This is a genomic window from Deltaproteobacteria bacterium (genome assembly GCA_016208165.1).
GTDB lineage: Bacteria > Desulfobacterota > Desulfarculia > JACQYL01 > JACQYL01 > JACQYL01.
This window is the reverse complement of the sequence record JACQYL010000041.1, coordinates 29028-45349: the sequence shown is the minus strand read 5'-3', so window position 1 is coordinate 45349 and position 16322 is coordinate 29028. Positions and strand designations below refer to the sequence as shown.

The window sequence follows — 16322 nt, the reverse complement described above, 5'->3', positions numbered from 1 at the left end:
TTAGCCGCTCCGCCGAAGGCGGTGGGGCCTGCTCAAGGAATTTGAAAAGAGTCTGAGGGAAACTTTTTAAAGTTCCCTTCAGAAACGACATGATATCCGCTCCTGCATTACTAAAATCGAAAATAAATAAACGGGTTATACACGTCATTCGCTAGGCGCATGGAACAGACCAGCAGCAAAAGGGCCAATGCGATGTAGCGCGCCCAGTGATATCGATGGAATCGGAGAAACGGCGCCCTGGACCCTACATAGGACGTCACGGGCATGGAAAACAGGATGCCCAGGCCGACGGCTGCGAGCACGTCGTTGCCCAGATAATACCGGATCGACACGGCTTGAGGAAGGGCGGCGCCGAATCCGAACGCCGCTCTGGCCGTCAGCCAGGCATGGTTCAGGGTATCGGCCCGAAAGAGCATCCAGCCCGTCATAACGACAAACACGGTATAGACATGACCGACGACCTTGGGCGCGCGTTCGAGGATGCGATTGAAGCCGGCGCGTTCGAATACCAGAAAAAGCCCGTGGTAAGCTCCCCATGCCAGGAAATTCCAGCTCGCTCCGTGCCAGAGGCCGCACAGGATAAATACGGTCCACAGGTTGAGATAGGTGCGGAGTCGAGAGCCCCGGTTTCCGCCCAATGGGATGTAAAGGTAGTCCCGGAACCAGGTGGAGAGGGATATATGCCACCGTCTCCAGAACTCCTGCACGGATGAAGCGACGTACGGGTAATTGAAGTTCTCGAGGTATCGGAAGCCCAGCATGCGCCCCAGACCGATGGCCATATCCGAATAGCCGGAAAAGTCGAAATAGATCTGGAGGGTGTAGCACAGCACCCCCAGCCAGGCGTGGGGCGCATCGAGGTTGTCCGGTGGAAGGGCAAAAACGGCGTCCGCGGTTTTGCCCACCGTGTTGGCGATGATCACCTTCTTGCTCAACCCGGTCACGAAACGGCCGATGCCCTCGGCGAAGCCTTCCGGCGTGACGATGCGTCGGACCAGTTGGCCCGCTATATCACGGTATCGAACAATGGGTCCGGCTACGAGCTGAGGGAAGCAGGTGACATAGCAGGCAAAATCGATGAAGCTCCGGGTGGCGGCCGTTTTCCCCCTGTATACGTCAATGACGTAACTCATGGACTGAAACGTGTAGAAACTGATGCCCAGAGGCAGGAGAATCTCTTGCCATCCGTCGAATAATCGTGCGTTCGCCCCGATAAGCTCCCCGAGCACGTCCAGGACCATGAAGTTGGCGTACTTGAAATAGACGAGCAGTCCCAGGTTCACCGCAATGGAAAGCGCCAGAAACGTTTTCTTACGCAGACGGTGTTTCCGCGCCTCGGGGGCAGGGGCGATGGGGCCGGGTTTGTAGGCTCCTGATATGAGGATGCCGCAAGCATAGTTGGCCGTCACGGAAGCAATGACAATGAAGACCAGCCAGTTCTCGCCCCAAAAATAGAACAGCAGGCTCGCCAAAAGGAGAAACAGATTTCTGAATTTTTCAGGAAGGAAAAAATGTCCCAGAATGACGATGGGCAGAAAGGCGAACAGGAAGAAGACGGAGCTGAAAATCATACATGATTTGCGGGGGGAAAACTTTTTCCAACGTTTTCCCCCCGCACCCTCTTTTCAAAACTCTCGACGCGCGCCTCACCGCCGGCGGAGAGGCTTAAGGGAGAAACGAATTTCGGGGCCGTGAATTCCGGGGCCCGTAAGGTTCTCGCTTGAAAAATTGGAAGGGAGTCTAAGAGAAACTTGTTAATGTTTCTCTCAGGTCACTCGTTTTACTCACGATGGCGTCCCGGTGGGGGGGACGTTGTACGCTCCGGTAGCCACCTTCTTTATCAGCTCGTCCAACGCGCCGTCGTCCATCATATCTTTCAGGATATCGTTCACTTTTTTCCGTAACGAACCGTCTTGCTTGCGAAACGCCACGGCGATGGCTTCGCTGTGCAGCGCCGGACCTACCGGCCGAACCTGATACAGGTCTCTCACTCTAGGGTTGCCGGCGACCACCATGTCCGTGATCACGCCGTCCACTTCTCCCACCTGCAGGGCGAGGAGGCTCTGTTGCTCGTCACCGAACAGGCGGACCTCGCCCGCCTTCAGTGTTCGGGCGTCCTCGACGTACGTCGTGCCTTCGACCACCCCAATGATTTTGCCTTCCACATCCGCCAGGGATTGGTAAGAGGCGTCGTTTCGGACGACAAGTCGGGACTTGGAATAGTAGTAGGGCAGCGAAAAATCGACGAGCTTCTCCCGTTCTTCCGTGATGGCCATGCTCCCGAGGATGCCGTCGTATTGCTCGGCCAGCAATCCGTCGATGATACCGCTCCATTTGACGGTAACCGGCTTCAGCTTTACGCCCAATCGCTTGGCCACTTCCAGGGACACGTCTACGTCGAATCCCACCAACTCGTTCTTGTCGTTGTAGAAACTGAAAGGAGGAAAGCCTGCGCCCATGGCGAAGCTGATTTCCCCGGCTTTACGGACCCGTTCGAGGGAGTCCGGATCTCCCCCGAGACAGCCGGGGAAAGCGACCGCGCATGCTGCGATCAGGAATAGGACCTTCAGAAAAGCCGTGTTTCCAAGGACCATCTCGGTGAATTCTCCTCACAGTACGGATCTAAATAGAGACTATCAAATCGAAGGCGCTCATTCAACACGCGAGTTCCGGCCTTGGTAAGGCGGCCGAGACGCGGAGGCCGGGCTGAAGGAGGGACTACATCCGCTCCGGCTCCTTTTTCATAAAGCGCCGTACAAACCGTACGATCCAAAACAGGGTGAAGATGAGATAAGCCGTGGTCAGCAGCCAGATGCCGGGAGCAATGGTGTTTTCGCCGGTGAGGTTGGATCGGATGGCCAGATGCATGCAACCGATGATGAAGAGGACAGAAGCGCAACCGAACCAGGTCAGTTGCGTGGATAGATACGAGTAGGTCTCCGCTTTTCTTTCGGGTGCAAGCCAGTATGTCTTGTTGGGAAGATTGATCAATGCTTCGGGCAGTTTCTCCATGATGAATCGGCTGCCGAGAAACAGGAGCGCCATAAGGGCCACAACCCCCGCGTACGTGAGGAAGAAAACGTCCTTACCGGTCCAGTTCTCGGCTTTTCCGGCGATGTCAAAATGGGAAGCCAGGGATTCGGGCATTTGAGGGTAGTAATACGCCATGTGCAGCACGGACACGAAAATAAGGAAGATGAACACCTTGGTGTCTTGAGACAGGTTTCCCATGGACGTGTTCCTCCTTCGGAAGGGGGAGGTTACGAGCAGGTTATCGATGAGCCCTCCTCCGGCCCTCTCACCCCTCGACAAGCTCGGGTTCGCCGACACAGGGATAGAGGAGAAGAATGCACAGCAGGAGAGACAAATCGATCGGTTCAACCCCACCATTAGGAGTCGCTTCCCGCATCGATGTAAAGACTCTATCATGAAAAGAACTCGCGGGGGGTTCTTTCTTCTGTCTGATCGAGGAAGAGCGCCTCCCGTAGGGTGGCGCCCGCTGAAATAGTTTTGCAAGGGGGGACGGTGGGGGGAAAACTTTTTTAAAAGTTTTCCCCCCATTTCCTGACATCTCACCCGGCGCGGAGAATGCGGGCCCAGTGCGGATACACTGCGGGGATATCCACAACATCTCCCCGGACCTGGAATTCCTCCCCCGGATTCAGCAGGTCCGTGAGGCGGACGCCCCTGGGGAAGGGCGAGGGAAATCGGACGGGGACGGTTTTTCCGGCGGCGTTCAGGACAGTAACGACGGCTTCGTCGGGTGTATGCCGGAGGAACGCCAGCTGTTCATGGGACACCAGAAGCTGTCGGTAATTCCCGTACTTGAGGGCCGGGCTCTCCTTGCGAATCCGGGCGAGTCGGGCGATGGTTCGAGCGAGGTCGGGATAAGGGCATTGGCTGCGCGTTTTCGTGAGATCGAGAGCCGGCCTCAAGGCCCGGTCTCCGTTCGAGCTTCTTCTGCCCTCGATCCCCCATTCGCTGCCGTAGTAGATGGAGGGAACGCCGGGCATGGTGAACAGCAGGCAGTACAGGGGATACAGGTGGCGACGTTCCGTGAGGTTGCTCGTCACGCGGTTCACGTCGTGGTTGTCCGCAAAGTTGTACAAGGGCAGGTCAGGATAGAGGCCGTTTTCTCCGAATTGGCGGTGAAGCGCATAGGCGATTTCGAAATAATTCCGGTCCACGTGGCTCGAATACAGGCCTTTATAACATTCATAGTTGGTCACCGAATCGAGCATTTGCGCGTTGGCCCATCGGCGGTAGTCCCCGCGCACGACCTCACCCATGAGCCAGAAATCCGGACGGATCTTTTTGCAAAAGGAGGCCAGGGCCCGCAGAAACTCCGGATCGAGGCAGTCCGCGGCGTCGAGACGCAGACCGTCGATGCCGTATTCCAGGATCCAGCTTTCGACGGATTGAAACAAGTGGGCTTTCAGGTCGGGGTTGGACAGATTCAGTTTGACGAGGTCGAAGTGACCGTTCCACCCTTCGTAGGAAAAGGGATCCCCGAAGGGACTTGCGCTGTTGAACGAAAGGCCGGAAAACCAATGCCTGAAATCGGACGTATCGAGCCGTTGACGGACGTCCCGGAAAGCCGGAAAATTGCGTCCCACATGATGGAAAACGCCGTCCAGGATGACCCGGAAACGTCTTTGCTTGAGAGCATGCACCAGACGAGCCAGGGTCTCGTTGGTTCCCAGGCGCCGGTCGACCTTTTGGAAATCCGCCGTATCGTACCCATGGGCGGTGGATTCAAACACCGGACCCAGATAAAGGGCGTTGACTTCCAGCTCCTCCCAGTGGCCGATCCACTCGTGGAGGCGTTCCAGGCGCGGTACGGCGGGGGAGGTGAAATCGTTTCGTGGCGGGGCTCCGCAGAACCCAAGGGGATAGATGTGGTAGAAGATGGATTCCCGCGCCCAGTGTGTCATGTCGAACCTCCGTGAAACGATATACCGATCGGTATAGTTTCGGGACAAAAAAACGATCTGATTACGAAAAGATCCCGTGCATGAACTGATGAACGGACCGGTGGGTCAGCACCGGATCCAGCACCACATAGCCGTTCAGCGCCAATGCGATGTAGGTGTTGATCATGCCCAGGAAGGTGGCGGCGTAGGCCTGGTGCCTTCCCTTCATGTTCCCGTGGTCCTTGGCCGCACAGATGAAGAGATGCTCGAGGAGGTCCTGCTGCTTTTCGTTCAGCCTGGCCACCGTCTTGAGCGCTTCGCTTTCCGGGGGGGCGAACCACATGGAGAGCTGCATCCGGTAGTAGACCGGATGCCGTTCAGCGAAGCGAAAGTAGACCGCCGCCACGCGATTGAGGGTGAGGGGCAGGTCGCCCCGATAGTCCGCCTCGGATCGGAGCTTCAGAAACAGCTCCTTGAAATGCTCGGCCAGGAGGGACTCCAGCACGCCCCTTTTATTTCCGAAGTAGTGGTACAGGGTGGGCTTGGTCACGCCGGCCGCCTCCACGATCTCCTGTACCCCCACCGCATCGTAGCCTCGGGCGGAAAACAGGTTCAAAGCGCACGTGAGAAGGTTTTTTCGGTTGTCCATAGATCCCTGCTCCCACGGTCTGATTATACCGATCAGTATATCAAGTCAAGAAGAAAAGCCTGGGTTCCGAGAGAAACGTTAATCCGACGGAGGCGGATCCCTCGGCCTCCCTTCAATCGCTCCAAGCGGTCCCTCACCGCCTCCGGCGGAGCGGATGGGTCGAAGGGGAAACATCCGGTTTCCCGAGTACCATGCGAATGCCGCGGAACGGACATAGGCAACATCATGGATGCCCCGGAAGACGTCCCCGGCCGGAGATCTGTCCCGGATTGTCTTGAGATTGTCGTATGGAAGAGCGAGCGGCCGGAAGATGTTCCGGGATCCGACGAATCCGGCGCCTGCTCATATCATCAATCAGGCCAGTCGCTCTGTATCCAGGCCATGTCCCAGAACAGGCCCTCCCAGCGACTCGAAAAATCGAAGATTTCCTGCAGCCGGTCGGCCTGCTGCTCGGAAATTCCTCCGGCGTGCCGGTCCAGCAGTTTCTTCAGTTCCTCGTTCAGTTCGAGGAATTCTACCGAAGCATAGGTTTCGATCCATTTGGCGTAATGGGGGTGGTCGGGTAGGCCCTGTTCCTTCAGCCTTTGGCCGATCTCGACATACCCCCAGGCGCAGGGAAGAAACGCCGTCATGAGGTCCAGAAAACCGCCTTCGTAGGCTGTCTTCAGCAGGTAACCGGTGTAGGCCTGGCAGATGGGAGCGGGCCGGACCCTTTCGAGATCCGACGGGGACATGCCGAACTCCGCGCATATGGACCGGTGCAGATCCATCTCGACCTTCAAGGTAACTTCCAGCAGGTGGGAAAACAGGCCCATGGATTCGAGATCCGGACTCTTCGCAGCGGCCAGGGCGAGGAAACGACAGTACTCTTTTAAATATACATAATCCTGGGCCAGATAAAAGCGGAACGCCTTTTCCGCAAGATCTCCTTTTCCTATGGCCTGGACAAAGGGGTGGCGGTAATTGGCTTCCCAGATGTGATGGGCGCTTCCGCGCAGTCGTTCACTGAAACTCATGGTTTCCTCGCATGGCGCCGATTCGAGATGTTTATGCTCGCGAATGCTCGTACAGCGTGTCCCAGAACATGAGTTCGTACTCCTGAACGAGCCTTGCCGAGCGCCGGACGGCTCGGATCTCCACTCCCCGGCGCAGTCCCTCGTCCATCACCGCAACAGCCATGCGCTGGAAGTCGGAAGACGGCGAACTAAAAAGATCGAAAAAGGCCACATCCGCATCCTTCAGTCCGTAATGGATCTTCAGGCCCCTGCTCATCCGGGCGCAATTGGCGGCCCAGGCCGGCAGGTTTACAATCAGGGCGGCGGCCACTTCGGCCGAACTTCCGAACACGGCCAGCCAGGCCATAAACGCTTTGTAAGCCTGCGCTCCCGCGGCCGGCTCGTGCATCTCCATGTCCCAATCGGACAGGTGGAGAGCCGCTGAAAAATAGATCAGGTTTTTCAGAGCCTCTTTTTCTCCCTGCAACACGTCCCAGAAGAACTGTTGCCCGGTGGATGATGTCTCTCTTGAATAGAGGAAGGCGATGCTGCGCAGATCGCTGGTAATGATATGGTACTGTTCCGCGGCGAATGCGCTCAGGGCGCTCTCCTTGAGTTGACCCGATTCAATGGCTTCCACGTAGTGATGATCGAGAAACCTTTTTTCGAAAGGCTCGTTCAACGTTCTCAGTTCTTTAAGCAACTCGTCGGCATTGGACATGGTTGGACACTCCTTTCGAACCGATGTTGGGCTTCCTGCGGGCAAAGCGGGTCACGCCTCAAGGAGCGCCACCCGATCCTCGAGCGAAGCCGCCGGGGAGAGGCAGGGATCTTTTCCAAACAGAATACAGGAGGATTCTCTATGAGTCTATAAAACAGTAGGGATCTCGATCGTTGAACACGTCGAGGCGCCGGCTGTATGCAATGGCCGGACAGCCGCCGCAGACCGGGCGGATGGCGCAGGAGCGGCAACCTTCGGAACCCGCACGATAGCGGCGGGCGGGTTCCGAGTCGTAGATTTCAGCGAGGCTTTGTTCGAACAGATTGCCGATGAGGGAAGGGAACTTGCGGCAGGCGTGGACTTCACCGTCCGGAAGCAGGGTGACAAAGTTGAAGGCGGCTCCACATCCGTAGCCGGCGCATCCGCCAAACAGCGTTTTCTGTTTGCGGTGATACAGGATATTGATCAGGTTATCCTTCAATCCAAGGATGGGGTTTTGTTCCGACGCTTCCACATAGGATTCCAGGAATTCAGCGTAGGCTTCGCGATCGGGAAGCTCAAGTTGCGCACCTTCGCCCACCATGGAGAGACGATTGAAATTGAAAGCGTTCGTTCGTCCGCGAAGGCGTTCGGCCAGAGGCAGGACTTGATCCATGTTGTCTTTGGTGAGGGTAAGCATCACCATGGAATAGATGTCCATCTCCCGGAGCAGGTCGAGGAAATCCATGACCCTGCGGAAATATCCCGAACCGCGGATCCGGTCGTTGTGTTCCTCCAACCCCTCCAGGCTCACCTGGTAGAAAACCGGCTTTTGAATAGCTTTCAGTTCTTCCAGCCGTTCCCTGGCGGCGACATTGCCCGCAAGGGCGATAACAAATCCGCGTTCGGACGCCGCCCGGTACAACTCTGTAAATTTCGGGAAGAGGAGGGGATTGCCGCCGGTAAAGGTAACCTGTCCGCTCACGTGCCGCTCTTTGCAAAAGACTCGCAACTCGTCCAACACGGCAACAGCCCGCTCCAGGTTCATGGGTGATCGATCGCTCCGATCGTAGCAGTGTTTACAGTGCAGATCGCAGGCCTGGGTGACATGCCACTGCAAGGTAAACACGGGGGAGGCCAGAAATCGTTCGTCCCATTGGTCGCTGATGGGAAAACAGGCCGGGTCCCTTCGGATAGCGGACCGGGGAGCGAGCAGGATACCTTGACGAACCGCGCGCTTCAGAGCTCTATCCGGCACACCCACAGGGACGTTCTCCGCCGCGGCCGTGTTCGCCGGATCCGTTTGTTCCAACACCATCTTCAGGGCCAGCAGATCTTCGTCCGATGCGGTTCCGATCCGGGGTTCTCCCCGGCTGAAGTCCTTCCAGACGAGCACCAGTGTCTTGCCCGGCCGCGGGGAAATGGAGGGGGGGGCGCCCGTTTCGTGGAACAGGGCATCGAGATCGGTCCAGGCCGTTTCGATGACTTGAACCGTCGGGTTGAGCTCTAATGCATCGACATCCGTATCGAACTCGTTCGTGTAGGTTCGAGCTTGATGAAAGGCCCATTCCACGCGGGCCAGGTCCGCCAGAAACGCCGGCAGACCGGGCCGGCTTCCATGGGTTTCCAGCAAATCCGGGAAGAATTCCGGACCGGCTTGCGCCGTGTGCTCGTTCAGCACGCGGTCCAGGGAGTGGGGACCCATGATGGAACAGCACTTGGGAAAGATCTTCTGAAACCGCTCAGAAAGGATCGGGGGCTCGGGCGGTCTCTTTTTGTCGTTGTGGGGCGATGGAGGCTCCATATCATCCCTCGGGGAATAAGAACGGTTTTACAGTCATGCGACCAACTTGGCGCCCAGGCCGGCGCAGACCTGAAGAATGGGTATTAGGTCACTCCTCGCCCGGAAGCTCGATTCAGCGCCAACCGCACGGACGATGCCCATGCTTGAAACGCTCCAGTATAACCTGAGTCTTTGCTCTTAGGTGCTACCTGCACCCTACTTGGAACCCGTTCAGGAACTGGTACCGGGTTTCTCCTCTTCCTTTTCTTCAACGCTTCCTGCACCGGATTGGGAACCGCTGCCCGAGGTGTCGGCCGGCTTTTTTTCTTCGATTACGGTGCCACCTGCACCGGATTTGGAACCGGTTCAGGATGAGGAACCGGATGGCGCACCCGCACATCCGGCGCCTGCCAAAAGTCCAGCGATGCTGAACCCCGCCAGAATCTTTTTCAGTTTTTGCTTGTCCATACAGACTCCCTTCAAAAGGTGACGGACGATACTCGACCCCGTTCCCGGTTACCTGAAAAAAAGAGAACCTCCCCGAGCCGCCTTAAATACTATTCTATGCGACAACTCCCGTCCGGACAAGGGCATGGTAAGGATATTCCCGATAAATAAAAGAAAAATCGATTGAAAAAACCGATAGCATAGCTTTGAGGCGCGACCAGAGATGGGCTTTTGGAGCCGGGAAAGACCGGATTCGGGGTGCGGGCCGGAATTGTAGGGGCTAATCGGATCCCAGGGAAGATCGGCCCACGAGAGTCACCGCCTTCCCCGGAGCGGTGCAAAAAAGCGGACCCGCAGTCAGTGACGCTCGCTACGGGTCCTCCGTGGCCGGGTTAGGGTTTGTTGACTAGTTCTCGCGTTAGGATCACAGGTGAACTCTCCAACAGGTCCTCTGCCTTATGAGTTCCGGTAGTGCCGTTATCCTCTCGTGCAAAGTAACTTCACCGCCAAGATGATAACCGCTCGGAGAGAAGATGCACGTACACCCCAGATACTCGGACTGTGCCTTCCCGGGCTTCCTTATTTCTAATCTTAACTTTGCGGGCCCATCGGCCGCGCTTAGTTTTCATTTTTTGTGTTGAAGCCGGAGGCTCTACAGTCCGTTGTTACTTATATCGGTGCTTTCAATCATAATTTAAGTCCTTTGTACTCATGACACAAGGGGACTACGAAAAAAATCCACCGAATGAATGTCCGTCCCTTGGGGATGCTTCACAGCCTTGCATCCATTCGAAAAGCTTGGGCAGGGAGATACGCGCAATCCAACGTGCTGAGCTACTAGACGATCGCCAAACGCATTCAACCTTTAGAGCGTGGTGCTTCAGGCGCCGGGTGCTGCTTCTTAGAACCTTGTCATCCGCGATTCTTCACGAATGCATTGGCCCTTTCGGATGAACGACGAAAAGATCGGGCCGGAAAAGGAAAAACTGTCTTGCTTTTGAAAATGCGGCCTGCAAAAGGCGAAACGGCCGACCTCTTTTGCGTGGCTTCCTTCCCACAACGAATCGTTGAGATTTGACCGAGCATTCGCCGCGCCTGGAGCGTGCCGGACGGTTTCACAATTCTGTTCATGAAGCGCGTGCTTGGAGTATGGCGTGTATGTCCTTGTCTATTTTCCACCGGTATTGTTGCACCGAGTTCCGATTCGCCATGATCATATCCAACTGACGGGTATGAATGGTCAAGTAACCCAGAATTCTGAGGCGCTCTTCCATGAAGGTCTCTTCCCTTGCTTCCACCCGCGCCAGTAAGGCGTCTTTTCGTATTTCCACCCTGAACTCGTATTGTTCCAGGATATCTTTCAGGAAAAGAACTCTTTTCAGCCGCCGCTCGAAATCCGCGGCGCCTCCTTTGTAATGGAAGTTCAGATAATTTTCACCCGGCCGGTCTCCGACCAGGGCTTCCACAGTGGAAAAATGGAAGCCCAATCTGGAACTCAGGCTACAGTAGTGCCTCGATATCATGAAGTAGTTCCGGTTCCCGTAGCTGGACCGGACACCCGGAACCAGTGCGGTGTTCTTAGTGGCCTCGAACATGACCGACATGAACCCCTTGCCGTCCACCGCCGGAGGACCTTCCCATGGAAAGGCCGTTATACCGCGCCATATGGCCAACATGGGGATGGACGCAATGTTTTCCAACCGAACGTACCGTCCGCTCACCTCGTCCTTGAATCCGTCGTCGAGATTCAGAATCCACCACTGCATGGGAACTTCACACAGCAACTGCTTGCTCGAACGCTCGGGAAAACGATGCTTCTTACCGAACTGGAACATTTCCTGTACGGATTTCTCGTGGCAGAACCGGGTCACATCGTGGAACGTCCTACAGTGTTTCGGTTTGAACGAAGGGGCGTCGGGATCCAGAAAGTTGAGCGGGATAATAAGCTGCGAAGCGCCTTTCAGGGCTTCATATACAGGACTCCCTATCATAAGCCTTTTGGGACTTTCCCGTCTCTCGAGCAGCTCCTCGACGCGTCCCCGGTATACTTTGCGTCCATCGGCGTCAAGGGTGACCGGCTGATCATGTTCAAGGAGATTGGTCGCTTCCCGGACGCCGAACAATGCGGGCACGCCCAACTCCCTCGCCACATTGGCCAGATGTCCCGCCACGCCGCCCTGTTCCGTGACTACGCCCGCGGCCCGACCCAAAAGCGTTGCCCAACGCGGCAAAGACTGGGTCGTCACAAGTATGGCGCCCTTGGGAAACTGGAGAGCATCCATGTCTCTTTTGACAATATATACAGGACCGGCGGCCACGCCGGGGCTTGCTGTGACTCCGTCATGAAAGATCACGTCACGGCTCTTGTTTTCGGTTACAGGGTCCTGCTGCAATGGACCGGCCGTCTGCCGTAACGGCCTGCACTGCAATAGCATGATGGGGCCATCGGGCCGGATGGCCCATTCCATGTCCTGAGGGCCGCCGTAGTATTCCTCCAGCCGTACAGCCAAAAGGGCCAGATCTCGGGCCTGGTCGTCCGTTATGGAAGCCTTCTGACCATCCTCTTCCGTCATTTCCAGACGGCAGACACCCTCCTGCGGATAGCAGACGAATTTCTGCTCCTTAACGGGGATGTCTCTGTGAACGATTTCCATATGATCTCCTCTGGAGATCACAAACAGATCCGTTGCAGAGCTGCCGTTCACAACGGTCTTGGGAAGCCCCCAAACGGCGTTGATTACGATTCTTTCGTCTCGGATGTCGACGGGATTCCTCGAATACATTACCCCGCTGGAAAGGGCGTCCACCATGGTCATGCACCCCACGCACATGGCGATGTCCTCGTCTCGGATGCCTCGGTTCAACCGATACGTCATGGCGGCCAGACCGTATTTGCTGGAGACGATCTCTTTGTAGGCCTGGAAAATGTGTTCGCCGCTGACATTGAGTTCCGTGCGATATTGGCCCGCAAAGGAGGCTCCTATATAGTCCTCCCCGAGAGCGCTGCTCCTCATGGCCAGAGTGAACCCTTTGCCCTCCTGTTCCTCCAGTGCTCTGTAGCTCTCCGCGATGGCGGATTGCAGGTCTTCCGGAAGAGGGGACCGGATGATCATCTGCTGAATTTCGGCGCTCAGAGCGTACAATTTGTCCAGGCGGTCCGTGTCCGTGGCTTGTATTTTGCGGTCGATCTCGGTCTGCAAATCGCTGTGTCGCATAAACCGCTCGTACCCCGTGGCTGTAACCACGAATCCGTTCGGCACCTTCGGGTAAACGTGCTTTCTGATTTCCCCGAGGTTAGCGATCTTGGCGCCCACAAGGTCCGTTTTTTCTTTGTCCACCTCTTTCAAGGGAATGACCAACGGTCCTTTTGCGGATGTGTCTTTCCGTTGCACAAACGGGTTGATTTGCTTCTGGATTTCTTTGAATCTCTCGTAGAGTTCCTCATACGGACCGGGAGCCAGTTCGTTCAGGTTCTTTATGATCTGCCAGACACTGGTGGAGACGCTGGTGCATTGGGACATGACAAAAGTCATGCCGAAAGGCTGGCGGCCTTTCAGCGCTTCCTCCATTTCCGCCATGATTTCCAGGGCCTTGTTGTTCGCATTCAGCAGAAGCTTGAAGCGGTGATACCGGGCCCTGAAGTCGTTCCGCAGGGCTTCCACACCCTCCGTGTCGGCATTTCTCCTTCGGGGTGCCAGGTTTCTGACAAAATCGGCGATCCGGCTCATGCGTGTGCTCTTCGTATATACGCGTATTTTCTTATGCTACCGAGTCAGCAAAAGCTTAAGCTAACCGTATGGTCTTTTCAACTGTGGTTCCGCGGCGCTTTTTTCATAGACGGTCGCACGTTCAGTGAAGCGGCTGAAGGCTCACCGAACGCTGTTTTGCCTTCAGCCGTTCATGACTGGACCGACGCTGTCTTTCTTCCGATTTCTGGTGATTCGTTGCTCATAATCGCGACAGCGCCGGCTTCAGACGTTCGTGAGCTAATGCTCCAATTTCATTCCCCATCCTTCGAACATGAACATAAAGGCAAAGCCGTACCACATGGTATAAACCACATAAAAGACAAGGGAAAGGAGGACTATCCAAACCTTGTCTGAAATATTTTGTGGTTCTATTTTGTAGTAGTTATAGGAAGTCTCAACGGCTTTTTTCAGAATCAGAGAGACGACCTCCGCTTCTTTGAATCGTTTCTGCTTCTGCAAGCTCTTTTCCATCTCCTTGGAAGCTTTCCACCAGTTGTACAGGGCCACTCGCTCTTCGTAGCCATACTTGCCGGAAACTTTGCTCCCGTTGTTTTCATACATGGCGTCGGCGTCCACCAGGCAGTTGTCCAGGATCATGCCCAGATCTCCGGAGACGTTCAACTGGGATGCCTCTTGTACGACCTCGGCGCCGCCGGCCTTGAGAAGCCGAGAGGTCTGTTCGGCTTGTTCATCGTTTGCCATTTTGAGGTTCACTGCCACCTGGTCGCCTTTGAACGGTTGAATTTCATCCCTGAGCTTCGGGATGTAGTAGGCGGATCCCTTGGATATGGAGTTGTACAGATTATCCAGGTAGTCGAGGCCGTTCTGACCTCTAAAAACCGGGGAGAAAAAGATGATCAACACCACCACAAACGCGGCCATCAGCCCTAATCCAGTGTAGAATTTCCGCTTGTTTTCTATCATACCGCCACCTCCTCGCCTCTGAGCACGCGGATGTTTTTGAGAAACGTTCCTATCACCCAGACTCCGAAGATCCCGATCACAATAAAAAAAGCATAGATGCCGATGGACTCGAGGAAGGCCCCCGTCTGTTTGGACAAGGGGATTACTTCCATTTCTCCCAGTTTACCGGGCAGAGCAAAGATTCGGTTGACGAATCCCGCCAGAACCGCCATGGCGTAGAACCCTCGGATCGTAATACCTTTCACCACTTTGGTGACCATGGCCCCGATCTGGATGCCCAGCAGCGAACCCAGCAGCATGCCCATGGCCAATGTGTAGAAGATAAAACCGTAAATGGCGTACTGGCTGACCGAGGCATACCCTGCCGTGAAGACAATTTGGAAGATGTCCGTTCCAACGGTGGTCATGGAAGAGACACCTAGCATGTATACGAAGATGGGGAAGGTCAGAAATCCGCCGCCGACCCCCATAATGCCTGCTGCAAGCCCTACAAGAGCGCCGCTCAACACAAGAAACACCCACGAAATGCTTCTTCCTCCCGGAGTGAAATCGTAGTCGAACTTGACCATGGGGGGTATCGCCACGGACTGAAGTTTCATGGGGAGGCGGCCTGTCTCGGTCCCCTCGTCTCTGGCGGCAGGAGTCTCTGCTCCAGCCCCATGAAAATCCTTATCCGCTTTTCGTTTCCGCGCCTTGAGGAAGTCCAGGAGAGCGTAGCAGCCCAGGAATCCCAGCATGAGTGCGTAGATTGTTGTTATAAAAGCGTCACTGAGCACAGGATTGATCTCATACAGAAATCGATTGATCAGCCCGCCCGCCGTTGCTCCCACAATTGCGCCGATCAAGAATGTCACGGCTAGAGGGACGGACACGTTGCCCAATTTTCGATGCATGACCGTTCCCATGATGGCTTTGGCGAAGATGTGAAAAAGATCCGTTCCCACAGCCAGTATTCCTTTGATACCCGCGCTCATCAGGGCGGGAGCAATGACAAAACCGCCCCCCGCGCCAATGCAGCCCGTGATGAGGCCGGCGCCCAACCCGATCAATATCGAGATCACGAATATTCCCGTTGAATAGAACGCCGGACTGTACGCCTTCTTCCCGCCCAATACGTCCGGAAGCACCCCTCCTATCTGGTCGGCTAGGGCAATGCCTCCCAACAGCACCGGCAGAGTCAGCAAACCGAGAATGAGCATTCGCTTTTTGTCTCCCAGAATGGTTCTCGATACATCGATCTCCCACTGTGCATGGGCCTTTGCACCTATCATCATGAACCTGCCCCACTGCTTGAAGAAACCCATTTCTACAATCCTCCTAGTTCGAGATTCTTGGTCGGTAGCTTCTCTGCAAAGCCTTTATTTGACAGATACGGTACGACTGTTTAGTCCACTTAGTTTGTTTTCCTGGATCGTCTTTCCCTTATATGCATCCTCCACCTTGTACAAAAGCTCATCAATATCCATCGGCTTCATCAGGTAATCGAAAGCCCCAAGTTCCATCCCTTGAACCGCCACTTCCATGTTCGCGTGTCCGGTAAGCATGATGACTTCCGTCAGCGGATGCCGTTTCTTGATCTGTTTGAGCGTTTCTATCCCGTCCATGCCCGGCATTCTTACATCCAGGACCACCACGTCGGCCGGGCTTCGATCCAGGGCCGACAACGCTTCTTCGCCGCTTTTTACTCCTGCGATATCCACGTTACGCTTTCTCATACGCTTAATGAGCGTTTCCATGAACTCCGCTTCGTCATCGACGAGCAAGACTTGAATGTTCTTCATTGTTATGACCTCCTTTCCGGACTGCCAGCCGGATCTTATTTGCAAGTTCTTCGAGTTCACACGGCTTACTTAAGTAGTCAAAGGCTCCCAGCCTCATGCCTCTGATAGCGGATTCGATGGTTGTGTGACCCGTGAGGATAATGACCTCGACCAAAGGATGATGCCTCTTGATCTCGGCAAGTGTTTCAATGCCGTTCATCCCCGGCATCTTTACGTCCAATACCACAACTTGGATGCCGGGATTGTTGTCGAGCTGCACAAGGGCTTCCTCCCCGCTAAAAGCCGTCAGGATGTTGATTCCCCTTTTGGCTAAACGTCTGTTTACGGTCTCTACAAAGGGGATTTCGTCATCCACCAGTAATACGGTTATTCCGCGCATCG

The 16322-nt window shown here is 55.4% G+C and carries 14 protein-coding genes; all 14 read right to left on the bottom strand.

All coding sequences use genetic code 11. The features are described 5' to 3' along the window. Nucleotides 1-110 precede the first annotated feature (110 nt). Nucleotides 111-1571, bottom strand: coding sequence for an MBOAT family protein (locus HY788_08850; protein ID MBI4774272.1), 1461 nt, complete (start codon nucleotides 1569-1571; stop codon nucleotides 111-113). Between the two features lie 213 nt (nucleotides 1572-1784). Then, entirely contained in the window at nucleotides 1785-2594 is an 810-nt protein-coding gene (locus HY788_08845; protein ID MBI4774271.1) for a transporter substrate-binding domain-containing protein, read from the bottom strand. 124 nt (nucleotides 2595-2718) lie between these two features. Then, entirely contained in the window at nucleotides 2719-3231 is a 513-nt protein-coding gene (locus HY788_08840) for a DUF1648 domain-containing protein (GenBank protein MBI4774270.1), read from the bottom strand. Nucleotides 3232-3572: 341 nt separating this feature from the next. After that, the gene (locus HY788_08835) at nucleotides 3573-4934 is read right to left on the bottom strand and encodes an alpha-amylase (GenBank protein ID MBI4774269.1); all 1362 of its coding nucleotides are present in this window, start codon (nucleotides 4932-4934) and stop codon (nucleotides 3573-3575) included. Nucleotides 4935-4995: 61 nt separating this feature from the next. After that, entirely contained in the window at nucleotides 4996-5562 is a 567-nt protein-coding gene (locus HY788_08830; protein ID MBI4774268.1) for a TetR/AcrR family transcriptional regulator, read from the bottom strand. A 350-nt stretch (nucleotides 5563-5912) separates the two neighbouring features. After that, nucleotides 5913-6578: a thiaminase II gene (gene tenA, locus HY788_08825; protein ID MBI4774267.1), complete on the bottom strand. Its 666-nt coding sequence runs from the start codon at nucleotides 6576-6578 to the stop codon at nucleotides 5913-5915. Nucleotides 6579-6609: 31 nt separating this feature from the next. Further along, nucleotides 6610-7278 carry a transcriptional regulator gene (locus tag HY788_08820; protein ID MBI4774266.1) on the bottom strand — a complete coding sequence of 223 codons (669 nt, stop codon included), beginning with the start codon at nucleotides 7276-7278 and terminating at the stop codon, nucleotides 6610-6612. Nucleotides 7279-7417: 139 nt separating this feature from the next. Beyond that, on the bottom strand, nucleotides 7418-9061 hold the full coding sequence (gene sbtM, locus HY788_08815; protein MBI4774265.1) for a selenobiotic family peptide radical SAM maturase: 1644 nt from the start codon (nucleotides 9059-9061) through the stop codon (nucleotides 7418-7420). Between the two features lie 345 nt (nucleotides 9062-9406). Next, nucleotides 9407-9508 (bottom strand): selenobiotic family radical SAM modification target peptide, encoded by a 102-nt coding sequence (locus HY788_08810; protein ID MBI4774264.1) that lies wholly within the window; start codon nucleotides 9506-9508, stop codon nucleotides 9407-9409. Between the two features lie 1106 nt (nucleotides 9509-10614). Next, a complete protein-coding gene (locus HY788_08805) occupies nucleotides 10615-13215 on the bottom strand; it encodes a pyruvate, water dikinase (GenBank protein ID MBI4774263.1) in 2601 nt (866 codons plus the stop codon). 258 nt (nucleotides 13216-13473) lie between these two features. Further along, nucleotides 13474-14160, bottom strand: coding sequence for a hypothetical protein (locus HY788_08800; protein ID MBI4774262.1), 687 nt, complete (start codon nucleotides 14158-14160; stop codon nucleotides 13474-13476). Next, the gene (locus HY788_08795; protein MBI4774261.1) at nucleotides 14157-15464 is read right to left on the bottom strand and encodes a sulfite exporter TauE/SafE family protein; all 1308 of its coding nucleotides are present in this window, start codon (nucleotides 15462-15464) and stop codon (nucleotides 14157-14159) included. The genes HY788_08800 and HY788_08795 overlap by 4 nt, the downstream gene beginning before the upstream one ends. A gap of 54 nt (nucleotides 15465-15518) precedes the next feature. After that, nucleotides 15519-15941 carry a response regulator gene (locus HY788_08790; GenBank protein ID MBI4774260.1) on the bottom strand — a complete coding sequence of 141 codons (423 nt, stop codon included), beginning with the start codon at nucleotides 15939-15941 and terminating at the stop codon, nucleotides 15519-15521. After that, nucleotides 15910-16320 (bottom strand): response regulator, encoded by a 411-nt coding sequence (locus tag HY788_08785; GenBank protein MBI4774259.1) that lies wholly within the window; start codon nucleotides 16318-16320, stop codon nucleotides 15910-15912. Before HY788_08785 ends, HY788_08790 begins: the two co-directional genes overlap by 32 nt. Nucleotides 16321-16322 lie beyond the last annotated feature (2 nt).